Annotated in this window: 18 protein-coding genes; 3 read left to right on the forward strand and 15 right to left on the reverse strand. The window is 60.5% G+C overall.

The annotated features are described in order from the left end of the window. Window positions 1–23 precede the first annotated feature (23 nt). The 6 genes from BK667_RS25735 to truA all read right to left on the reverse strand — a co-directional run bounded on the left by BK667_RS25735 (window position 24) and on the right by truA (window position 5,244). A complete protein-coding gene (locus BK667_RS25735; RefSeq protein WP_123599297.1) occupies window positions 24–584 on the reverse strand; it encodes a CvpA family protein in 561 nt (186 codons plus the stop codon). Window positions 585–682: 98 nt separating this feature from the next. Beyond that, window positions 683–1,342, reverse strand: coding sequence for an SPOR domain-containing protein (locus BK667_RS25740; protein ID WP_123512531.1), 660 nt, complete (start codon window positions 1,340–1,342; stop codon window positions 683–685). Next, window positions 1,326–2,633: a bifunctional tetrahydrofolate synthase/dihydrofolate synthase gene (folC, locus tag BK667_RS25745; RefSeq protein ID WP_123599298.1), complete on the reverse strand. Its 1,308-nt coding sequence runs from the start codon at window positions 2,631–2,633 to the stop codon at window positions 1,326–1,328. The genes BK667_RS25740 and folC overlap by 17 nt, the downstream gene beginning before the upstream one ends. Continuing rightward, entirely contained in the window at window positions 2,630–3,550 is a 921-nt protein-coding gene (gene accD, locus BK667_RS25750; protein ID WP_123512527.1) for an acetyl-CoA carboxylase, carboxyltransferase subunit beta, read from the reverse strand. Before accD ends, folC begins: the two co-directional genes overlap by 4 nt. A gap of 176 nt (window positions 3,551–3,726) precedes the next feature. Then, on the reverse strand, window positions 3,727–4,356 hold the full coding sequence (locus BK667_RS25755) for a phosphoribosylanthranilate isomerase (protein ID WP_123599299.1): 630 nt from the start codon (window positions 4,354–4,356) through the stop codon (window positions 3,727–3,729). Window positions 4,357–4,419: 63 nt separating this feature from the next. After that, entirely contained in the window at window positions 4,420–5,244 is an 825-nt protein-coding gene (truA, locus tag BK667_RS25760) for a tRNA pseudouridine(38-40) synthase TruA (protein ID WP_123512523.1), read from the reverse strand. Window positions 5,245–5,420: 176 nt separating this feature from the next. Here truA and BK667_RS25765 point away from each other — a divergent pair, with 176 nt between their 5' ends. Beyond that, on the forward strand, window positions 5,421–6,083 hold the full coding sequence (locus BK667_RS25765; RefSeq protein ID WP_123599480.1) for a M24 family metallopeptidase: 663 nt from the start codon (window positions 5,421–5,423) through the stop codon (window positions 6,081–6,083). 189 nt (window positions 6,084–6,272) lie between these two features. On the opposite strand, the gene BK667_RS25770 is transcribed toward BK667_RS25765, so the two are convergent. The 7 genes from BK667_RS25770 to leuC all read right to left on the reverse strand — a co-directional run bounded on the left by BK667_RS25770 (window position 6,273) and on the right by leuC (window position 15,672). Continuing rightward, window positions 6,273–8,906, reverse strand: a complete 2,634-nt coding sequence (locus BK667_RS25770; protein WP_123599300.1) for a FimV/HubP family polar landmark protein — start codon at window positions 8,904–8,906, stop codon at window positions 6,273–6,275. A gap of 208 nt (window positions 8,907–9,114) precedes the next feature. Next, window positions 9,115–10,125 carry an aspartate-semialdehyde dehydrogenase gene (locus BK667_RS25775; RefSeq protein ID WP_123512519.1) on the reverse strand — a complete coding sequence of 337 codons (1,011 nt, stop codon included), beginning with the start codon at window positions 10,123–10,125 and terminating at the stop codon, window positions 9,115–9,117. A gap of 247 nt (window positions 10,126–10,372) precedes the next feature. Further along, window positions 10,373–11,485 (reverse strand): aspartate-semialdehyde dehydrogenase, encoded by a 1,113-nt coding sequence (asd, locus tag BK667_RS25780; protein ID WP_092270573.1) that lies wholly within the window; start codon window positions 11,483–11,485, stop codon window positions 10,373–10,375. Between the two features lie 69 nt (window positions 11,486–11,554). After that, a complete protein-coding gene (gene leuB / locus BK667_RS25785) occupies window positions 11,555–12,637 on the reverse strand; it encodes a 3-isopropylmalate dehydrogenase (protein WP_123599301.1) in 1,083 nt (360 codons plus the stop codon). 64 nt (window positions 12,638–12,701) lie between these two features. Beyond that, complete coding sequence (locus tag BK667_RS25790) at window positions 12,702–13,460, reverse strand: class I SAM-dependent methyltransferase (RefSeq protein ID WP_123599302.1); 759 nt, start codon at window positions 13,458–13,460, stop codon at window positions 12,702–12,704. Between the two features lie 138 nt (window positions 13,461–13,598). After that, complete coding sequence (gene leuD, locus BK667_RS25795; protein ID WP_123403578.1) at window positions 13,599–14,243, reverse strand: 3-isopropylmalate dehydratase small subunit; 645 nt, start codon at window positions 14,241–14,243, stop codon at window positions 13,599–13,601. 10 nt (window positions 14,244–14,253) lie between these two features. Then, window positions 14,254–15,672 (reverse strand): 3-isopropylmalate dehydratase large subunit, encoded by a 1,419-nt coding sequence (leuC, locus tag BK667_RS25800; RefSeq protein ID WP_123599303.1) that lies wholly within the window; start codon window positions 15,670–15,672, stop codon window positions 14,254–14,256. Window positions 15,673–15,826: 154 nt separating this feature from the next. Here leuC and BK667_RS25805 point away from each other — a divergent pair, with 154 nt between their 5' ends. Both BK667_RS25805 and BK667_RS25810 read left to right on the forward strand, forming a co-directional pair. Then, window positions 15,827–16,717, forward strand: coding sequence for a LysR family transcriptional regulator (locus BK667_RS25805; RefSeq protein WP_123599304.1), 891 nt, complete (start codon window positions 15,827–15,829; stop codon window positions 16,715–16,717). A gap of 69 nt (window positions 16,718–16,786) precedes the next feature. Beyond that, window positions 16,787–20,065, forward strand: a complete 3,279-nt coding sequence (locus BK667_RS25810; RefSeq protein ID WP_123512507.1) for a sensor domain-containing protein — start codon at window positions 16,787–16,789, stop codon at window positions 20,063–20,065. A gap of 59 nt (window positions 20,066–20,124) precedes the next feature. Here BK667_RS25810 and BK667_RS25815 read toward each other — a convergent pair whose 3' ends face one another. Both BK667_RS25815 and BK667_RS25820 read right to left on the reverse strand, forming a co-directional pair. Beyond that, on the reverse strand, window positions 20,125–20,571 hold the full coding sequence (locus BK667_RS25815; RefSeq protein WP_123599305.1) for an Hsp20 family protein: 447 nt from the start codon (window positions 20,569–20,571) through the stop codon (window positions 20,125–20,127). Window positions 20,572–20,691: 120 nt separating this feature from the next. Beyond that, entirely contained in the window at window positions 20,692–21,651 is a 960-nt protein-coding gene (locus tag BK667_RS25820; protein WP_123599306.1) for a tRNA dihydrouridine synthase, read from the reverse strand. Window positions 21,652–21,707 lie beyond the last annotated feature (56 nt).

Below are 21,707 nucleotides of genomic sequence, written 5' to 3' on the forward strand. Positions count from 1 at the left end.
AATGGATCTGAACTGAACACAACTCACTGAGGCGTTTTGGCCGTCGGCAAGAGGTGTTCCTTGAACGGTAACTCAGCGGGTACGCTGATACCGCTGGCAAGCCACTGACTGCTCCACCCGAGAATCAGGTTTTTGGACCAATCTGCGACCAATAAAAATTTTGGCACGAGCTGTGATTCTTTCCACCAGCTGTCCTGCTGTACCGGCCCCAGGCTCAACAGCCCGACCGCCACGACCACCAGCAACACGCCACGCGCGGCGCCGAAGGCCATGCCGAGGAATCGATCAGTCCCGGACAGCCCGGTGACGCGAACCAATTCGCCGATAAGATAATTGATCATTGCGCCGACGATTAACGTGGCGATAAACATGATGGCGCAGCCCGTGATCACACGAGCCGAAGGCGTTTCGATGTATCCGGCGAGGTACTCGGACAGTGAACCACCGAACATCCAGGCGACGACTCCTGCGATGATCCAGGTCACCAGCGATAGTGCTTCTTTGACGAAGCCGCGGCTCAGACTGATCAATGCGGAGATGGCGACGATTGCAACGATCGCCCAGTCAACCCAGGTAAATGGCACAGTGCAGCCTACAGACGGATAAGGCGGCGCATTTTAGCAGAGCCCATGCTTATCGGTAAGCTGCGATTGTCAGTGCATTTCAAATCGGGGCGATAGTTTTAGCCGCGCTCAGGCTGGAAACGTACGACAAAACCTTTCAGGTTCTGCTGGCGACCCAGCAAATCACGCAGGCGATCGGCTTCTGCACGCTCGATCAGCGGCCCGACGAACACCCGGTTCTTGCCGTCCGCAGTACGGATGTAGGCGTTATAGCCCTGGCTGCGCAGGGATTTCTGCAGGCTTTCGGCACTGGCGCGACTCGACAGACTGGCCAGTTGCACTGACCAACTGACCGACAGGCCATTGGCATCGACGCGGCTCTGGGTGGTGTCTGGCTTGGCCGGTGCAGCAGTAATCGGCTGGGCTGGTGCTGGTTTGGCGACAGGCGCAGGCGGCGGAGTCACCGGTTTAGCGGCAGGCGTCGGGGCCGGAGCCGCAGGTGCAGCCGGTGTAATCGGCGTCGTCGGTGCTTGCTGATCGGCAATCTCCTCGTCGCTTGGCACCGGTTCTTGAGGCAGGGCTTGCGGTTCAGGCACCACCACCGGCTCGACCTGCAACTGCGGTGTCGAAGGTGCTTGTGGTGCAGACGGCGCCTGCACGGTGACCTGACGTTGTTCGTCCTGACGGGAAAACAGCATCGGCAAGAAAATCACCGCCAGTGCGATCAGCACCAGGGCACCGACCATGCGCTGTTTGTACGCCTTATCCAGCAAAGCCATTTGCCGCTTCCTCCGTGGAGCGCCGGGCCAGCCATTCAAGGGCCTCGGCAACACAATAAAATGATCCGAACAACAGAATCTCGTCGTCGCTCGTCGCGAGTGCGCACTGCCCTTCCAGGGCGGCTGCCACACTGCCATAGGACGTTACCGACGCGCCAAGGTTCTGTAAGGCCGCTTGTAAATCCGCGACCGGACGCGCTCGCGGTGAATCCAGCGGCGCGACAGCCCATGACTGGACACTAGCATTCAATTCGCCAACGACACCATCCAGATCCTTGTCCGCCAGCAAACCGAACACCGCCAGGCGTTTGCCCACCGGTGGACGACTGGCCAGGCGCCGGGCCAGATACTCCGCGGCATGGGGGTTATGCCCCACATCCAGTAACAAATTCAGGCGCTTGCCCTGCCACTCGAACTGCCGGCGATCGAGACGACCAACGATGCGCGTGGCTTTCAGTGCTTCAATAATCTGCGCATCGACCCATGGCAAACCGGTCAGCAAATAAGCCTGCAACGCCAACGCCGCGTTTTCCATCGGCAGATCGAGCAACGGCAGGTCATGCAACTCGACCACACGCCCTTGAGCGTCAACACCGCGCCATTGCCAGTTGTGATCGGTCATGCCGAGGTCGAAATCGCGCCCACGCAGGAAAAACGGGCAAGCCAGCTCGCGCACCTTGTCCAGCAGAGGTTGGGGAGGATTCAGATCGCCACAGAGCGCAGGTGCGCCCTGGCGGAAGATGCCGGCCTTCTCGAAGGCCACGGATTCGCGAGTATTGCCCAAGTAATCGGCGTGATCGACGCCAATGCTGGTGACCAGCGCGATATCCGCATCGACCACGTTGACCGTGTCCAGACGCCCGCCGAGACCGACTTCCAGCACCACGGCATCGAGACTGGCCTGTTGAAACAGCCAGAATGCCGCCAGGGTGCCCATTTCGAAGTAGGTCAGGGACGTTTCGCCACGGCCGGCCTCGACCGCAGCAAAGGCTTCGCACAGCTCGGCGTCAGTGGCTTCGACGCCATTGACCTGCACCCGCTCGTTGTAGCGCAGCAGGTGCGGAGAATTGTAGACACCGACGTTCAGGCCCTGGGTCCGCAGTAACGAAGCCACGAACGCACAGGTCGAACCCTTGCCGTTGGTGCCGGTGACCGTGATCACCCGAGGCGCTGGCTTGCCCAGTCCCATGCGGGACGCTACCTGTTGCGAGCGCTCCAGGCCCATGTCGATGGCCGAAGGGTGCAACTGCTCAAGGTAGGCGAGCCACTCGCCAAGGGTACGTTGGGTCATAGGTTGGCAGGTACCGGTGGAACTACGATCGGTTCGATAGGTGCAGCGACGAATTTCGGCGTCGGCAGGCCCATCATTTGTGCCAGCAGGTTGCCCAGGCGTGGACGCAGTTCCTGACGGTGAATGATCATGTCGATCGCCCCGTGCTCCAGCAGGAACTCGCTGCGCTGGAAGCCTTCCGGCAGCTTTTCACGCACGGTTTGTTCGATGACGCGCGGACCGGCGAAGCCGATCAGGGCTTTCGGCTCGCCGACGATCACGTCGCCCAGCATCGCCAGACTGGCGGAAACGCCGCCGTAGACCGGGTCGGTCAGTACCGAGATGAACGGAATGCCTTCTTCACGCAGACGCGCCAGTACCGCGGAGGTCTTGGCCATTTGCATCAGGGAGATCAGGGCTTCCTGCATCCGCGCACCACCAGAGGCGGCGAAGCAGATCATCGGGCACTTGTTTTCCAGGGCGTAGTTGGCGGCGCGAACAAAGCGCTCACCGACGATGGCGCCCATCGAGCCGCCCATGAAGGAGAACTCAAACGCGGAAACCACCACCGGCATGCCCAGCAGGGTGCCGCTCATGGAGATCAGGGCGTCTTTTTCGCCGGTCGCTTTTTGCGCGGCGGTCAGGCGATCCTTGTACTTCTTGCCGTCGCGGAATTTCAGACGGTCAACCGGCTCCAGGTCCGCGCCCAGTTCGGCACGGCCTTCGGCGTCGAGGAAAATGTCGATACGGGCGCGGGCGCCGATACGCATGTGGTGATTGCACTTGGGGCAAACGTCCAGGGTCTTTTCCAGCTCCGGACGGTACAGCACAGCCTCGCAAGACGGGCATTTGTGCCAAAGACCTTCAGGCACCGAGCTCTTCTTGACCTCGGAACGCATGATCGAAGGGATCAGTTTGTCTACTAACCAGTTGCTCATGCTTTCTTTCTCCAGTACCGGCGGCCCGAACGCTTTGGTTCGCAGCCCCGCGTATGCCCTTGAGCTAAATTCATGTGTGTGGCGATGATCAGCGGATGGCCGGGTCAGAAAAACTGACCTGCGTACAACCCGAAAAACCCTCAGCCTCTTTTCTACAGAGCTGTGGACGGCGGCAGTTAGCCAGCCGTCACATCACGTACCGCTTTGATGAATGCCTGAATCTTTGCGTGATCCTTGATGCCCTTGCTCGCCTCTACCCCGCCACTGACGTCCACGGCATACGGCCGGGTCCGGGTAATCGCTTCGGCGACGTTGTCCGGGGTCAAACCACCGGCAAGGATGATCGGCTTGCTCAAGCCTTGCGGTATCAAAGACCAGTCGAACGCTTCGCCAGTTCCGCCCGGCACCCCTTCGACATAGGCATCAAGCAGGATACCGCTGGCACTTGGAAAGGCATTGCACGCCGCCGCAATGTCGTCCCCGGACTTGACCCGCAGGGCCTTGATGTACGGACGATTCCAGCTTTCGCATTCATCGGCGGTTTCATCACCGTGAAACTGCAGCAGGTCCAGCGGCACCGCGTCGAGGATTTCCCCCAACTCGCAGCGACTGGCGTTGACGAACAAACCCACGGTGGTCACGAACGGCGGCAAGGCCTTGATAATCGCCCTCGCCTGCGCAAACGTCACCGCCCGTGGGCTCTTGGCGTAAAACACAAACCCGATGGCGTCGGCCCCGGCCTCGACTGCCGCCAGCGCATCCTCTATGCGGGTAATCCCACAAATCTTGCTGCGAACGGCTGACATGTCGATAGAACCCCAAGGCAAATCCGAGAAAGTCCCGGATGGTAACAAATGCGTTCGAGGGCGTCAGCCGTCAAGTTCGGCGAAACCGGTCAAGAAGTGCGGCCCGATGTAACGCTCAGGCAACTGGAACTCGTCGCGGTATTCCACCTGCACCAGATACAGGCCATACGGGTGCGCCGTCACCCCGCCGGAACGGCGAATGCGGCTCTCCAGCACTTCCTTCATCCACTCCACCGGGCGCTCGCCGGCACCGATGGTCATCAGCACCCCGGCGATGTTGCGCACCATGTGGTGCAGAAAGGCGCTGGCGCGGATGTCGAGCACGATCATCTTGCCGTGGCGAGTGACCCGCAGGTGGTGCAATTCCTTGATCGGCGACTTGGCCTGGCACTGACCGGCGCGAAACGCGCTGAAATCGTGGGTACCCACCAGGTACTGCGCGGCTTCGGCCATGCGCTCGACGTCCAGCGGACGGTGGTTCCAGGTGATTTCTTCGTTCAGGTGCGCCGGGCGGATCTGGTCGTTGTAGATCACGTAGCGATAGCGCCGTGCGATGGCTTTGAACCGCGCGTGAAAATGCGCCGGCATGACCTGGGCCCAGCTGACGCTGACGTCGTGGGGCAAATTGATATTGGCGCCCATGACCCAGGCTTTCAGCGAGCGCTCGACCTGGGTATCAAAATGCACCACTTGGCCGCAGGCATGCACGCCCGCATCAGTGCGCCCGGCGCAATGCAGCGACACCGGCGAATCGGCGACTTTGGACAGCGCGTTTTCCAGGGTTTCCTGCACGGTCAGCACGCCAGAGGCCTGACGCTGCCAGCCGCGATAACGCGAGCCTTTGTATTCAACGCCCAACGCGATCCGGAAAAAGCCGTCGGCCGCCATTTCGGCGGCCGGATTATCTATATTTGCCAAGGGGTGACAGCCTGCTGATCTACGCAAAGGCGGGCATTATAAGGCCGCAGGTCCATGACGCCAGAGCCGCGTGGCATTGCATCGCTGATACAGAGTTCGCTATATAGACAACTACACAACGAAAACACAAAAACCGAGACCTGATGATGACCGCCACTTTGAACAAGGAAGCCGTCGGCCTGGCCTATAGCCTCGAAGGCATGCTCCACGCCAAACGCAAGACCTGGGAAGCCATCGACGAAATGGCCCGCCGCGTCACACCCGGCATGCTGGAATCCGAGGCTCAGGTGATGAGTCTTGAAGTGCTGAACGAACTGGGCATGGACCGTATCTGGCATCCCTCGAAGATTCGTTTCGGCGAAAACACCTTGAAAACCTTCAAGCAGCGCTCCGACGGCGATCCGGTACTGGCGCCAAACGATATTTTCTTTATCGACCTCGGCGTGGTCTGGGATCGCCATGAAGGTGATTCAGGCGCGACCTTCACCGTTGGCGACGATCCGGAGATGAAGGCCTGTGCCGTGGCGGCGAAAACCCTGTTTGATCAGGTTCATGATTACTGGCGCACGCACAAGGTTGCCGGCCCCGAGCTGTATCGTTATGCCGATGAGCAGGCGACGGCCATGGGCTGGAAGTTGAACCTGGAGATCAAGGGGCACCGGGTCAGTGATTTCCCCCATGCAATTTATCGTGCAGGGGATTTGGGGAATTTCGAGGACTGCCCGAATGTCGGGTTGTGGATTCTGGAGATCCAGATTGCCCACCCTACCCGACCGTTTGGTGCGTTTTATGAGGATTTGCTCGCCTGAACTTCAGTGGTGAAGGTCAGGCCCTCATCGCGAGCAAGCTCGCTCCCACACTGGGTCTGTGTCGCACCGAAGATCCCTGTGGGAGCGAGCTTGCTCGCGATAGCAATAGAACAGACAACACACATCTCATTGCAGAAACAAAAACGGCAGCCTCAATGGGCTGCCGTTGTTTTTACAACTGACTGAGCATCAAGCCAGGCGCGAAAGCATTTCCTTCGCTTCGCTCTTCTGCCCCGCGTCACCCTCGGTCACCACTTCGTTGAGGATGTCCCGGGCGCCGTCGTTGTCACCCATGTCGATGTAGGCCTGGGCCAGATCGAGTTTGGTGGCGACTTCGTCGGTGCCAGAGAGGAAATCGAACTCCGGCTCATCAGCCACCGAGGCCGCCGCGTCTTCGGCAGTGAACGTAGGCTCGTTGATGCTCTGGGACAGTCGATCCAGCTCGGCGTTGACGTCCTCCAGCTCTGTGGTGAAGGCATTCGGCGCTTCAGGGACGTCCATTTCGTCAGCCAGGGACAGATCAAAATCCGCTGGCAGTTCCAGGTCATCCAGTGCCGCTTCGTTCGTGGCAGGTGCATCGACCGGTGGCAGGTCCTTGACGCCCTCGTCCAGATCGAGCAGGAAATCGTCTTCGGCCAGGGTCGCAGGCGAAGCGTCGCCACCGAGGTCCAGGTCCAGATCGAAGTCCGACAGGTCGTCGAGGTTTTCCTTGATGTCGGTCTGCTGTTGCAGCACCGACTCAAAGCTCAGATCGTCGTCGAGCGGGAATTCGTCCAGCTCGGCCAAGGGTTCCGGTGCTGGTGCCGGAGCAACCACCGCCGGAGAAGCGTTTTCCAGGTCATCCAGGCTCAAGTCGAAGGCGCTGTCGAGATCATCTTCAGCGACCGGGGCCGGCGCTTCAGGTTCATCCAGCAGCAGGTCCTTGACGTACTGCGCATCCAGCTCGGCAGCAACAGCAGCGGCGGCGATGCCACCCGCTGCGGCCAAGGCCATGGCCGGGAAACGGCTTTTCAGCTGTTCGACGTGGGCGAAGTTATCGCCATTGGCCACCAGTTGACGTTCCTGGGCGACGAACGCATCACGATCGCCTTGCTGACCGTAGACTTCCATCAGCTTGAGGCGCAGGTCGCTACGTTGTGGTTCTTGCTTGATACCGTCTTCGAGCAAGGCTGCCGCCTGATTCAGGCGACCGCCGTTGATGTGCGACTGAGCCTGGCTCAGAACGTCGTCATTGCGCTCGGCAGCCGGGGAAACCAGCGGCGCGGCAATCACTGGGGCGACCACGACGGGTGCAATGACCGGAGCCGGGGCTGGCGGCGGCGTTGGAGCTGCCGCGAGTTTTACCGCTGGCGGCGGCACTTCAAGGCCTTCAAAGCTGCTTTCCGGCAGGTCCTGCTCAGGGGAAAACTCTTGTTCTTCCGCCAGGGCGCGGGCCATGCGCAGGTGCTTTTCGGCTTCTTGCTGGGCTTTGCGGCGACGGGCCAGCAGCAATAGCAACAGCAGCAGGACGATGGCGCCGCCACCCACCAGACCCAGCAGGATCGGGTTGGTCAGCAGGTCATTGAATTTCTGGTCGTCGGCAACCGCAGGCGTTGGCTCGACTGGGGTTTCTGCCGGGGCCGGAGCCGGAGTGGCCTCGGGCGCGGTCACAACAGGTGCAGGCGTGGCCGGAGCCGCTTCAGTCGGCGTTGCCGCTGGTGCAGGTGCCGGTGTCAGTTCAGCCGAAATCACTGGCGCAGCAGCAGTCGCCGCCGGAGTACCCGCGGCGCCCTCAGCCTGCAACTTGGCCAGTTGATTGTTTTTCAGTTCGATCAGGCGTTGCAGCTTGTCCAGCTGACTTTGCAGATCGGTCATGCGGCTTTTCAGTTCAGCGTTGTCACGACGGGTCGTGTCGAGGCTTTCCTGGGTCACCGCCAGTTTATTGCTCAGATTCTTCGCATCACCGGCGGCGCCCTTACGGCCCTTGCCGGATTCGGCCGACACCAGGCTCAGCTTGTCTTTCGCGGCCTGGGCCGAAGCAGGATCGGCACTGCCGCGCTTGGTGGCATCGAGTTGCTGCTGGCCGGTGCCGGGCTTGGCCACGTAGCGACGACCCTGACGCCATGCGGTGTTCTGCGCGGCGACTTCAGCGATGGCCTTGGGTTGCGCCAGGCTGGTGCTTTGCACCTGGTCCGGCATGCGCAGGACCTGGCCGGTTTTCAGCAGGTTGATGTTGCCGTTGATGAAGGCTTCCGGGTTCAGCGCCTGAATGGCCAGCATGGTTTGCTGCACCGAACCGCCATTACGTGCCTTGGCCGCGATTTCCCACAGGGTATCGCGCGGCGTAGTGGTGTAGGTCGATGGCTTGGTCGCGCCGGTGGTTGGCGCGGAAACCGCTTGAGACGGCGCAGGTTGCGCGGCGGCATCGGCAGTTTGCGGGGAGAATTTGGACGGATCGAGCAGCACGCTGTAATCGCGCAGCAAGCGACCGTTCGGCCACATCACCTGAACCAGGAATTTCACCATCGGCTCGGAGAGTGGTTTGCTGGACGTCACGCGCAGGATGCTTTTGCCGCTGGCGTTGAGCACTGGCGTGAAGGTCAGGTCGTTGAGAAACGCCTGGCGATCAACGCCTGCCTTGGCGAAATCGTCTGGCGAGGCCAGGCTCGGCACCACTTCGGCAGCGGTGAGATCCTTGACGTCGAGCAGCTCGATTTCTGCCACCAGGGGCTGGTTCAGCGTCGACTTCAGGGTCAGTTCCCCGAGCCCGAGGGCATGCGCCATACCGGAGGACAGCGCCGAGGCGGCCGCTATTGCTAACACCAGTTTGCGAACTTGAACCATAGCCTCATCCTTTGTTTGAACATTCCTCGGCCAGCGAGAAGGTGTTGAAAGTCGCTGCCGTAAGGCATTGCGCGCGGCGGCGAAGGGTCGTCGCGCGCGATCATTTCTTTGCTGCCCGGGAAGCCCCACAGGGTGACTCGCCGTCAAGCACTCCGGCCAAGCATAGCGCTCGGTTAGAATCATTCGACAAATTGTTGCCAAGTATCTTTTACAGCAGGTCTTTTATCAACAATTCAGCCACCTGCACAGCATTGAGCGCGGCGCCTTTGCGTACGTTATCTGACGTCAGCCACAAATTAAGTTCCGACAGGTCGTCGACACCGCTGCGAACCCGACCAACGTAGACCACATCTTGCCCTACCGCATCCCCTACCGGGGTCGGATAATCGCCCGCTTCCACCAGTTCGATGCCCGAAGCGTCTTCAAGGGCTGCATTGACTTTTGCCAGGTCAACCGCACTCGATGACTGCAAGGTCACGCTAAAGCTATCGCCAAAAAACACCGGGGCTTGAATGCAAGTTGCGGAAATCTTTAATAAAGGTAGCGCCATGACCTGACGCAGCTCACGCACCAGGCGTTTTTCCAGCAGCGTATGACCTTGCTCATCGGGCTTGCCGACCTGGGCCAGCAGATTGAAGGCCATCTGCCGATCAAAAAACGTCGGTTCCAGTGGACGCACGTTGAGCAGCTCGGCGGTTTGCCGGGCCAGTTCGGTCACCGCTTCGCGACCTTGGGCGGAGACAGCCAGGCTGGCGGTCACGTTGATCCATTGCAGGTCGATCACGTCGAGCAACGGCGCCAGCACCACGGCTAAGGTGGTGGCCGACGGGCTCGGGCTGCTGACCTGAAAGGGCTTTTTCAGGCCGGCCAACACGTGGGCGTTGGCTTCCGGCACGATTTGCGGCGCTTCATCCGCCGACAGTGCACCGGACAGGTCGATCAGCGAGCAACCGGCAGCACGGGCGCGGGAGGCGAAACTCAGGGTCACCGCCGGGCCGGCGGCGAAGAACACCAGTTGAACCTTGCTGAAATCGAACTCATCGACTTCCCGCACCCGCACGTTCTTGCCGCGAAACGGCACCGAATGCCCGGCGGATTCGCTGCTGGCCAGCAGGTGCAGGTTGCCGACCGGGAAATCCCGCTCTTCGAGAATCTGCACGAGCGTTTCGCCGACAGTACCGGTGGCGCCGATCACGGCAATATCGAAGGACTGGCTCATGGTTCTACCTCTGGCGAAACGGGGGGAGCGGCACTTTACCGGGTGGGTGGCTCACAGGCAATTTCTGCCACCCCGATCGTTCCCACGCTCCACGTGGGAATGCATCCCGTGACGCTCCGCGTCGCATTCAGAAGCGGAACGCGGAGCGTCCCTGGCGGCATTCCCACGCAGAGCGTGGGAACGATCGGTGGGCATAAAAAAACCCGCACCTCTTTCAAGGCACGGGCTCTTTCACTGCATCAAGCGATCAACGCTCAAGCAGAATCCGCAGCATGCGACGCAGCGGTTCGGCCGCGCCCCACAGCAGTTGGTCGCCGACGGTGAAGGCGCCGACGTACTGGGTGCCCATGTTCAGCTTGCGCAGACGGCCAACCGGTACGTTCAGGGTGCCGGTGACTTTCGTCGGGCTCAGTTCCTGAATGCTCGCGTCACGATGGTTTGGCACCAGTTTGACCCAAGGGTTGTGCTGGCTGATCAGCCCTTCGATGTCGGCGATCGGCACATCTTTGTTCAGCTTGATGGTCAGTGCCTGGCTGTGGCAGCGCATGGCGCCGATACGTACGCAGATGCCATCCACCGGGATCGGGCTCTTGAAGCGACCGAGGATTTTGTTGGTTTCGGCCTGGGCCTTCCACTCTTCGCGGCTCTGGCCGTTCGGCAGTTCTTTGTCGATCCACGGGATCAGACTGCCGGCCAGCGGTACGCCGAAGTTTTCGGTCGGGTACGCATCGCTGCGCATGGCTTCGGCCACTCGGCGGTCGATGTCGAGGATGGCGCTGGCCGGGTCGGCCAGTTGATCGGCGACAGCGGCGTGGGTCGCGCCCATTTGCTTGATCAGTTCACGCATGTTCTGCGCGCCGGCACCGGAGGCCGCCTGATACGTCATGGCGCTCATCCACTCGACCAGACCGGCTTCGAACAGACCGCCCAGGCCCATCAGCATCAGGCTGACGGTGCAGTTGCCGCCGATATAGTTCTTGGTGCCCGCGTCGAGTTGCTGGTCGATGACCTTGCGGTTCACCGGGTCCAGCACGATCACCGCGTCATCCTGCATGCGCAGGCTGGAAGCGGCGTCGATCCAGTAACCCTGCCAGCCGGCTTCGCGCAGTTTCGGGAACACTTCGCTGGTGTAGTCGCCACCCTGGCAGGTCAGAATCACGTCGAGGGTTTTCAGCTCTTCAATGCTGTAAGCGTCCTTGAGCGGAGCAATGTCCTTGCCCACGGACGGGCCTTGGCCACCGACATTGGAAGTGGTGAAAAACACCGGCTCGATAAGATCGAAATCCTGCTCTTCCAGCATCCGCTGCATGAGCACGGAGCCGACCATACCGCGCCAACCGATCAGACCTACACGTTTCATCGCAACTACACCTTCTTGAAAAAGTGGGCCGCTGCTTTCATGGGTGAAAGTGGCAGCGGGCCCGAGAGATTACAGATTCCGCAGCGCGGCGACTACTGCGTCGCCCATTTCCTGCGTACCGACTTTGGTGCAACCGTTCGACCAGATGTCGCCGGTGCGCAAGCCTTGATCCAATACCAGGCTCACGGCCTTCTCGATGGCATTGGCCGCATCCTGCTGATTGAAGCTGTAACGCAGCATCATCGACACGGACAGGATAGTCGCCAACGGGTTGGCAATGCCTTTGCCGGCGATGTCCGGTGCAGAACCGTGGCACGGCTCGTACATGCCTTTGTTGTTGGTGTCCAAAGACGCCGACGGCAGCATACCGATGGAACCGGTGAGCATCGACGCCTGGTCGGACAGAATGTCGCCGAACAGGTTGTCGGTGACGATCACGTCGAACTGCTTCGGTGCGCGCACCAGTTGCATGGCGGCGTTGTCGACGTACATGTGGCTCAGTTCGACTTCAGGGTAATCCTTGGCCACTTGCTCGACGATTTCACGCCACAGTTGGCTGGACGCCAGCACGTTGGCCTTGTCCACGGAGCAGAGTTTTTTGTTGCGAACCATGGCCATGTCAAAACCGACCCGGGCAATACGGCGGATTTCGCTTTCGCTGTACGGCAGGGTGTCGTAGGCCTGGCGCTCGCCGTTTTCCAGGGTGCGGGTGCCACGCGGCGAGCCGAAGTAGATGCCGCCGGTCAGTTCACGGACGATCAGGATGTCCAGGCCTGCGACGATTTCCGGCTTCAGGCTGGAAGCCTCGGCCAGTTGCGGGTACAGGATCGCCGGGCGCAGGTTACCGAACAGGCCCAGTTGTGCACGGATCTTCAGCAGACCGCGCTCAGGGCGGATGTCACGCTCGATGGTGTCCCATTTCGGACCGCCCACGGCGCCCAGCAGTACTGCGTCGGCCGCGCGGGCGCGATCCAGGGTTTCGTCGGCCAGGGGCACGCCGTGCTTGTCGATGGCGGCGCCGCCGATTACATCGTGGCTCAGTTCGAAGCCCAGGCTGTACTTGGTGTTGGCCAGTTCCAGCACCTTGACCGCTTCGGCCATGATTTCCGGGCCAATACCGTCACCTGGGAGAATCAGAATCTGCTTGCTCATGCTTTCCTCATGTCATCAGTCGGTGCGCCTTGGGCGCGCCCGGAAAAATTCTATCGTCTTGAGACTATCGTTCTGCAATCAGCACCAGCACATCAGTACTGAACGAACCATCGGCCTCAATCTCAAAATATTCGCGTACTTCATTGCCCATCGATTGCTGCAATTCGCGGATCGCCGCGCGCATCACCTGTGGCGTGCGCATACGCTCGACCCAGCTGTTGTACTCCAGCCGCAGCCGCTGACGGGTGGTGCTGCGAGTATGCAACCCCGCCTCGCTGACCTGGCGCAACCACTCACCGGCAGAATAATCGCGCACATGGCTGGTGTCGCGCAGCACTTCGACGCTTTGCAGGTAGGTGTCAAACAACGGACTGCCCGGCGACAGCACGTCGACAAACGCCGCTATCCCGCCCGGTTTCAGCACCCGACGCACTTCCCGCAGGGCCAAACCGAGATCGCTCCAATGGTGCGCCGAATAACGGCTGAACACGAAGTCGAACTCGCCATCGGCGAACGGCAGGCGCTCAGCGGCGCCGTTGACCGTGGTGATGTTGCTGAAACCACGATCAATCGCTGCAGCGGCCACCACGTCGAGCATTTGTTGGGACAGGTCGTAGGCCACCACTTCCTTGACCAGCGAAGCCACGTGAAAACTGACGTGACCGGCGCCGCAACCCAGGTCCAGCACGCGAGCACTGCCCTGCCCGGCCAATTCAGCCTGTAGCAGGGCGAATTCGGTGCCTTGAGCGTGAACGGCGCTGCTCAGGTAGGCCGAGGCCTGTTCACCGAATTGCTTTTGTACGACTTGGCTGTGCTGGGTCATGGGGACTTCCTTTTGGGGGTGAGTCTTTTGGTGTCTGGGCCGGCCTCTTCGCGGGCAAGCCTCGCTCCTACAAGAGCAGTGCAAATCCCTGTAGGAGCGAGGCTTGCCCGCGAAGGCGTTATCCCGCCTTACGCAAAATCAAACATCGCGAAACAACCAAGGCTGACTCGCCCGGTGTTTGCTTTCAAACGACGCAATCGCCTCGTGGTCCATCAATGTCAGGCCAATATCGTCCAGACCATTCACCAGGCAATGCTTGCGGAACTCGTCCAGTTCAAAGCTATAGGTCTTGCCATCCGGCCGGGTCACGGTCTGGGCTTGCAGGTCGACCGTCAACTGGTAACCCGGATTCGCCTCGACCTGTTGGAACAACTCATCCACTTCAGCGTCGCTCAAGATGATCGGCAGCAAGCCGTTCTTGAAGCTGTTGTTGTAGAAGATGTCCGCGTAGCTCGGCGCGATGATGCTGCGGAAACCGTACTCTTCCAGGGCCCACGGCGCGTGTTCACGGCTGGAGCCGCAACCGAAGTTTTCCCGGGCCAGCAACACGCTGGCGCCTTGGTAACGTTCGGCGTTGAGCACGAAGTCCTTGTTCAGCGGACGCTTGGAGTTGTCCTGGTAGGCGTAGCCCACGTCCAGGTAGCGCCATTCGTCAAACAGGTTCGGGCCAAAACCGGTGCGTTTGATCGACTTCAGAAACTGCTTCGGAATGATCTGGTCGGTGTCGACGTTGGCCCGGTCCAATGGCGCGACCAAACCGGTGTGTTGGGTAAAAGCTCTCATGTGCGGCTCCTCAGATCAGTTCGCGAACGTCGATGAAACGACCGTTGACGGCAGCGGCAGCGGCCATCGCCGGGCTGACCAGGTGGGTACGGCCACCGGCGCCCTGACGCCCTTCGAAGTTGCGGTTGGACGTCGAGGCGCAATGCTCGCCCGACTCCAAGCGGTCCGGGTTCATCGCCAGGCACATTGAGCAACCCGGTTCACGCCACTCGAAACCGGCTTCGAGGAAAATCTTGTCCAGGCCTTCAGCCTCGGCTTGCGCCTTCACCAGGCCCGAGCCCGGCACCACGATGGCTTGCTTGATGGTCGAAGCGACTTTGCGGCCCTTGGCGATCACCGCCGCAGCGCGCAGGTCTTCGATCCGCGAGTTGGTGCAGGAGCCAATAAATACGCGGTCCAGCTGAATATCGGTGATCGCCTGATTGGCGCTCAAACCCATGTATTTCAAGGCACGTTCGATGGAACCGCGTTTGACCAGGTCCATTTCCTTCGCCGGGTCCGGCACGTTCTGATCAACCGCCAGAACCATCTCGGGCGAGGTGCCCCAGCTGACTTGTGGCTTGATTTGGGTCGCGTCGAGCTCAACGACGGTGTCGAACACCGCATCAGCGTCGGACACCAGGTCTTTCCAGGCCTCGACGGCCATGTCCCATTCCGCGCCTTTCGGGGCGAATGGACGGCCCTTGACGTATTCCACGGTTTTTTCGTCGGCAGCGACCAGACCCACACGGGCACCGGCCTCGATGGACATGTTGCAGATGGTCATGCGGCCTTCGATGGACAGGTCGCGAATCGCGCTGCCGGCGAACTCGATGGCGTGGCCGTTACCGCCGGCGGTGCCGATCTTGCCGATCACCGCGAGCACAATGTCCTTGGCCGTCACGCCGAACGGCAACTTGCCTTCGACCTCTACCCGCATGTTTTTCATTTTCTTGGCGACCAGGCACTGGGTGGCGAACACGTGTTCGACCTCAGAAGTGCCGATGCCGTGGGCCAAGGCGCCGAAGGCACCGTGGGTCGAGGTATGCGAGTCGCCGCAGACCACGGTCATGCCCGGCAAGGTCGCGCCCTGCTCCGGGCCGATCACGTGAACGATGCCCTGGCGCACGTCGTTCATTTTGAATTCGGTGATGCCGTATTCGTCGCAATAGTCGTCGAGGGTTTGAACCTGCAACCGCGAAACCTGGTCGGTGATCGCTTCGATGCCGCCCTTGCGATCCGGGGTGGTCGGCACGTTGTGGTCCGGGGTGGCGATGATCGAGTCGACACGCCAAGGCTTGCGCCCGGCCAGGCGCACGCCTTCGAAAGCTTGGGGCGAGGTCACTTCATGGATGATGTGGCGGTCGATGTAGATCAGCGACGACCCATCGTCGCGCCGTTTCACTTCATGGGAATCCCAGAGCTTGTCGTAAAGCGTTTTGCCGGCCATCAGACGGTCCTCATCAGCTTGCTTCTATTTTCTATGCCTTGGGTTGTGCAGCGGTTCAATAACCCCTTGGCTTGTGAGGTCGATCCTAGGGGGTTACATTAAATAACTCAAATTCATATTTTTCATGCTTTGGATAACCAACTGGAATACCACCATGGATCTGGCCAACCTCAATGCTTTTATCGCGATTGCCGAGACCGGGAGTTTTTCCGGCGCGGGCGAGCGGCTGCACCTGACCCAACCGGCGATCAGCAAGCGCATTGCCGGGCTGGAACAGCAATTAAAGGTGCGATTGTTTGATCGCCTGGGCCGCGAAGTCGGCCTGACCGAGGCCGGACGCGCCCTGCTGCCCCGGGCTTATCAGATTCTCAACGTGCTGGACGACACCCGCCGCGCGCTGACCAACCTGACCGGCGAAGTGACCGGTCGTCTGACATTGGCCACCAGTCACCACATCGGCCTGCACCGTTTGCCGCCCTTATTAAGGGAATTCACCCGACGCTACCCACAAGTAGCGCTGGATATTCAGTTCCTCGATTCGGAAGTGGCCTACGAAGAAATCCTCCATGGCCGCGCCGAACTGGCGGTCATCACCCTGGCGCCGGAGCCCCACGCACTGGTCAAGGCCACGCCGGTGTGGGACGACCCGCTGGATTTCGTGGTGGCCCCGGAGCATTCGCTGATCAGCCACGGTCCGGTCACCCTCGCGGATATTGCCCTGCACCCGGCGGTGTTTCCCGGCGGCAACACCTTTACCCATCACATCGTCCAGCGCCTGTTCGAGGCTCAGGGCCTGACGCCGAACATCGCCATGAGCACGAATTATCTGGAAACGATCAAGATGATGGTCTCGATCGGCCTGGCCTGGAGCGTTTTGCCCCGCACCATGCTCGATGAACAAGTGGCGCGCATACCTTTGCCGGGCATACAACTCACTCGCCAGCTAGGCTATATCCTGCACACGGAAAGGACGCTTTCGAATGCGGCACGTGCCTTTATGGCCCTGCTGGATGCACAAATTGATCTGCCAGGGACCCACGGCTAACTTGTGCTAATCCTATAGAGCTGCAAAACCCCGTGCCTAACGCCCCACTCAGCCCAAGGCCTGCTGCCAATGCCCAAATCTGTTGACCGTATTCCGCCGATGCCGCGCATTCAGGCCATAGACCCGCAGCGGTCAGAGCAGAGCTGGGAAAGCGCGCCGCAGTTATTGGCTGCACTCAACGGCGCGCATCTGGGGGCATGGTATTGGGACATCGAACGCGGGCAGATCAGTTGGTCCCGGGGCACGCAGGCGTTGTTCGGCTTCGACCCCAAGCAACCCTTGCCGGCTGATTTGGAATACCTTGACCTGCTGCCCCCGGAGGACCGGGCGAAAACCATTCGCGCGTTCCATCAGGTGATTGCCGGCGCCCCGCTGGAACAGGCGATGCATCACCGCATCCGCTGGCCCGACGGCAGCCTGCACTGGCTGGAGATCAACGGCAGTCTGCTGCCGGACAAACACGGCCGGCCACGGATGATCGGGGTGATTCGCGAGATCACCCACCAGCGCCAACGGGAACAAGCCCTGAGCAGCTCGGAAAAGCGTTTCGCCACGCTGTTCCATTTGTGCCCGAACATGGTGCTGCTGACCCGCCAGGAAGACGGCTTGATCAGCGAGGCCAATCAATATTTCGAAAGCCTGTTCGGCTGGCCGGTGCAAAGTGTGATCGGCCGTACCACGCTGGAACTGGGCCTGTGGGTACATCCCGAGCAACGGGCGGCGCTGGTCAAGGCGACCAAGGCCAAGGGCGAACTGATCAGCATGGAAGTCCAGTTTCGCGCCAGCAATGGCCAGGTCCACGATGGCATCCTCAGTGCGCAAAAGGTCGAACTCGAAGGTCAGCCCTATCTGCTGAGCACCTTCCTCGACACCACCGAACGCAAAGCCGCCGAACATGCGCTCAAGGACAGCCAGGAACGTCTCGATTTGGCCTTGGACTCGGCGCAACTCGGCACTTGGGATTGGCACATTCCCAGCGGCATGCTCTACGGCTCAGCGCGGGCGGCGCAGTTGCACGGTATGGAACCCAAGCCGTTTCACGAAGCCTTTGATGAGTTTTTCGAAGGCGTGCCCGACGAAGAACGGGACAGCATGCGCAACGCCTACCGCAGCCTGCGCGAAGGCCCGGCGGGCAATTATCAGCTGACGTATCGCGTGCAATTGCCCGACGGCAGTTCGCGTTACCTGGAAAGCCGCGCCCGGCTCTATCGCGACGAAAACGGCATTCCGCTGCGGATGGCCGGCACCCTGCTGGACATCACCGATCAGGTCGAGCGCGAGCTGCTGCTGGTGGCCTCGGAAGAGAAATTTGCCACGCTGTTTCAAGTCAGCCCGGACCCGATCTGCGTCACCCGCCAGGAAAGTGGCCAGTTCATCGAGATCAATTCCAGCTTCACCCAGATCTTCGGCTGGACCGCCGCCGACGTGATTGGCCGCAGTGCCGATGAAATCGGCCTGTGGGACGCCTCAGCGAAAAGCCTGCAACGGATCGAACAAGTCATCCGCGAGCAAGGCCTGAGCAACGTCGCAATCGTCGTTCAGCACAAGGACGGGCAAGCCCTGACCTGCGTGATTTCCAGCCGGCAAATCAGCGTCGGCGACCAGCCGTGCATCGTCACGACCCTGCGCGACATCACCCAGCAGCAACGTTCGGAAGCGGCGCTCAAGGCCAGCGAAGAGAAATTCGCCAAGGCGTTCCACTCCAGCCCCGACGCCATCACCATCACCGAGCGTGACACCGGGCGCTATCTGGAGGTCAACGACGGTTTCTGCCGCCTGACGGGCTATCGCGCCGACGAAGTGGTGGGCAAGACCGTGTATCAGGTCGGCATCTGGGCCGAAGAAAAACAACGTTCGTCGCTTCTGGCCGAGCTACAGATCAAGGGTCGCGTGCACCATCAGGAGATGCTCGGGCGCAATAAACGCGGGGACCTGCTCACCGTCGAAGTCTCGGTAGAACCGATCACCCTTAACGAAACCGCGTGCCTGCTGCTGACCGCCCGAGACGTCAGCCTGTTGAAAAACGCCGAAGCGCAGATCCGTCACCTGGCCTATCACGACCCGTTGACCAACCTGCCCAACCGCGCGCTGCTGATGGATCGCCTGAGCCAGCAAATCGCCCTGCTCAAACGCCACAACCTGCGTGGTGCCTTGATGTTCCTCGACCTCGACCACTTCAAGCACATCAACGATTCCCTCGGTCACCCGGTCGGCGACACGGTGCTGAAGATCATCACGGCACGGCTCGAAGCCAGCGTGCGTATGGAAGACACCGTGGCGCGGCTGGGTGGTGACGAGTTCGTGGTGCTGCTCAGCGGACTTGAAGGTTCGCGCAGCGAAGTCAGCGAGCAGGTGCGGGACCTGGCCGACACCTTGCGCGAATTGCTCTCGGAGCCGATGTTCCTCGACGGCCAGCGCCTGCAAGTCACGCCGAGCATCGGTATTGCGCTGATCCCCGACCACGGCTCGACACCGACTGACCTGCTCAAACGCGCCGACATTGCCCTGTACCGGGCCAAGGATTCGGGGCGCAATACCACGCAGATGTACCACAACACCATGCAGAAGGCCGCCAGTGAGCGTTTGCGCATGGAAACCGATCTGCGCCTGGCCCTTTCCCGGGGCGAATTCACCGTCCACTACCAGCCGCAGGTCGATGCCCAGGACAATCGGATCATCGGCGCCGAAGCCCTGGTGCGCTGGAATCATCCGGAACTGGGCGCGCAATCCCCCACCGAGTTCATCAAGGTGCTGGAAGACAGCGGGCTGATTCTGGAAGTCGGGACCTGGATCGTCGACGAAGCCTGCGATGCCTTCAAACATTTGATCGCCAAGGGCCTGATCGACCCACTCAATTTCAGCCTGTGCGTGAACATCAGCCCGCGGCAATTCCGCCAGAACGACTTCGTCGAACGCATCGAACGCAGCCTGAGCAGCCACGGCCTGCCCTGCTCGTTGCTGAAACTGGAAATCACCGAGGGCATCGTCATCCAGAACCTGGAAGACACCATCAGCAAAATGCGCCGCCTGAAAAAACTCGGTGTGAGCTTTGCCATGGACGACTTCGGCACTGGCTATTCCTCGCTGACCTACCTCAAGCGCCTGCCCGTGGACACGTTGAAAATCGACCAGTCGTTTATCCGCGACGCCACCACCGACCCCAACGACGCGGAAATCATCCGCGCCATTGTTGCCATGGCCCGCAGCCTGGAACTGGAAGTGATTGCCGAAGGAGTGGAAACCCGAGAGCAGTTGGGGTTTTTACAAGGATTGGGTTGCCATTTGTATCAGGGATATCTGCACAGTCGACCGTTGCCGGTGGAGGATTTTCAAAAGTTGCTCAAATGACACGGGCACAAAAAAGGGCGCCAGATTGGCCAGATTGGCGCCCTTTTTGTTGCCCGGACTCAGTGCTGCAGAGCCGGTTTCTGCGCCCCGTTGATCGGGATGCGCTTGGCTTTCGCCTCTTCCGGAACCACCCGCAACAGGTCGATGCTCAACAAACCGTTGCTCAGGTCGGCGGCCTTGATTTCGATGTGGTCCGCCAGACGGAACGACAGTTTGAACGCGCGTTGGGCAATGCCTTGGTGCAAGTAGGTCACGCTGTCATTGGCGTCGCGTTTGCCGCCGCTGATGGTCAGCACACCCTTCTCGACTTGAAGTTCCAGGTCTTCTTCCTGGAAACCGGCGGCCGCTACGACGATGCGGTATTGGTCGTCGCCGTGTTTTTCCACGTTATAGGGTGGATAGGTGCTGCCAGGTTCGTTGCGCAGGGCAGTTTCGAACAGGTCGTTGAAACGGTCGAAACCCACCGAGGAACGGAAAAGTGGCGCGAGGGAAAATGCAGTGCTCATGATTCAAATCTCCTGAAAACAATCAGCAAGGTTTTTTGTCTCCGCGACCCGAATTCGGCATCGCGTAACCCTTAGATAGGGACCGCTGATTGCATTTCAAGAGGTTTTTTTCAGATTTTTTTAAGCCGCTTCGGCGACTTTAAGCCCCAGCAAACGGGAAACCTGATCCAGCTCGGTTTCACGCCGCAGCACGGTAAACAACTCCACCGCTTCAGGATAATTGCGGGTCAGCATCGCCAGCCACTGCTTCAAGCGACCCGGCGATTGACGCGGGGTCATCTGTGCCTTGGCTTGCAGCCAGAAATCCTGGATCAGCGGCAGCAACTCGGCCCAGGTCATCTCGACCACTTCTTCACCGGCGCGCGCGGCGGCGATTTGTCGGGCCAGGTCCGGGCGCGACACCAGGCCGCGACCGAGCATGATGTCTTCCACGCCGCTGATTTCACGGCAACGGCGCCAGTCTTCAACGCTCCAGATATCGCCATTGGCGAACACCGGCACCTTGACCACGTCTTGCACTCGCGGAATCCATTCCCAATGAGCCGGCGGTTTGTAGCCATCGGTCTTGGTTCGCGCATGCACCACGATGTGCGCCGCGCCGCCTTCGGCCAGGGCTGTGGCGCAGACCAGCGCGCCGTCCGGGCTGTCGAAGCCCAGGCGCATTTTGGCGGTGACCGGGATATGCGCAGGCACCGCGCGACGCACGGTTTCGACGATTTCGTTGAGCAGTTCAGGTTCTTTGAGCAGGACCGCGCCACCGCGAGACTTGTTGACGGTCTTGGCCGGGCAACCGAAGTTCAGGTCGATGACTTCGGAACCCAGTTCGCAGGCCAGCGCGGCGTTTTCCGCCAGGCACACCGGATCGGAACCGAGCAGTTGCACGCGCAACGGCACGCCGGACGCGGTGCGGGCGCCGTTCAGCAGTTCCGGGCCGAACTTGTGGTAATAGGCAGGCGTGAGCAGTTGATCGTTGATCCGAATGAATTCGGTCACGCACCAATCGATACCGCCGACGCGGGTCAGCACGTCCCGCAGGATGTTGTCGACCAACCCCTCCATGGGCGCCAAAGCAATTTGCATGGAAAACACACTCAACGAAAAACGTGCGGCAGTTTACTGGTTTCGGCGCGCAGAAG

Source organism: Pseudomonas frederiksbergensis, assembly GCF_003732705.1.
GTDB classification, from domain to species: Bacteria; Pseudomonadota; Gammaproteobacteria; order Pseudomonadales; family Pseudomonadaceae; genus Aquipseudomonas; species Aquipseudomonas frederiksbergensis_F.

Bases quoted from the DNA above. Each gene is read 5' to 3' on its own strand.
- folC (WP_123599298.1), bottom strand. From the start codon at position 2,633: ATGACCCAACGTACCCTTGGCGAGTGGCTCGCCTACCTTGAGCAGTTG.
- BK667_RS25815 (WP_123599305.1), bottom strand. From the start codon at position 20,571: ATGAGCACTGCATTTTCCCTCGCGCCACTTTTCCGTTCCTCGGTGGGT.
- BK667_RS25775 (WP_123512519.1), bottom strand. From the start codon at position 10,125: ATGAGCCAGTCCTTCGATATTGCCGTGATCGGCGCCACCGGTACTGTC.
- BK667_RS25765 (WP_123599480.1), top strand. From the start codon at position 5,421: ATGACCGCCACTTTGAACAAGGAAGCCGTCGGCCTGGCCTATAGCCTC.
- accD (WP_123512527.1), bottom strand. From the start codon at position 3,550: ATGAGCAACTGGTTAGTAGACAAACTGATCCCTTCGATCATGCGTTCC.
- leuC (WP_123599303.1), bottom strand. From the start codon at position 15,672: ATGGCCGGCAAAACGCTTTACGACAAGCTCTGGGATTCCCATGAAGTG.
- asd (WP_092270573.1), bottom strand. From the start codon at position 11,485: ATGAAACGTGTAGGTCTGATCGGTTGGCGCGGTATGGTCGGCTCCGTG.
- truA (WP_123512523.1), bottom strand. From the start codon at position 5,244: ATGGCGGCCGACGGCTTTTTCCGGATCGCGTTGGGCGTTGAATACAAA.
- BK667_RS25820 (WP_123599306.1), bottom strand. From the start codon at position 21,651: ATGCAAATTGCTTTGGCGCCCATGGAGGGGTTGGTCGACAACATCCTG.
- BK667_RS25810 (WP_123512507.1), top strand. From the start codon at position 16,787: ATGCCCAAATCTGTTGACCGTATTCCGCCGATGCCGCGCATTCAGGCC.
- leuD (WP_123403578.1), bottom strand. From the start codon at position 14,243: ATGAGAGCTTTTACCCAACACACCGGTTTGGTCGCGCCATTGGACCGG.
- BK667_RS25740 (WP_123512531.1), bottom strand. From the start codon at position 1,342: ATGGCTTTGCTGGATAAGGCGTACAAACAGCGCATGGTCGGTGCCCTG.
- BK667_RS25770 (WP_123599300.1), bottom strand. From the start codon at position 8,906: ATGGTTCAAGTTCGCAAACTGGTGTTAGCAATAGCGGCCGCCTCGGCG.
- BK667_RS25805 (WP_123599304.1), top strand. From the start codon at position 15,827: ATGGATCTGGCCAACCTCAATGCTTTTATCGCGATTGCCGAGACCGGG.
- BK667_RS25755 (WP_123599299.1), bottom strand. From the start codon at position 4,356: ATGTCAGCCGTTCGCAGCAAGATTTGTGGGATTACCCGCATAGAGGAT.
- leuB (WP_123599301.1), bottom strand. From the start codon at position 12,637: ATGAGCAAGCAGATTCTGATTCTCCCAGGTGACGGTATTGGCCCGGAA.
- BK667_RS25790 (WP_123599302.1), bottom strand. From the start codon at position 13,460: ATGACCCAGCACAGCCAAGTCGTACAAAAGCAATTCGGTGAACAGGCC.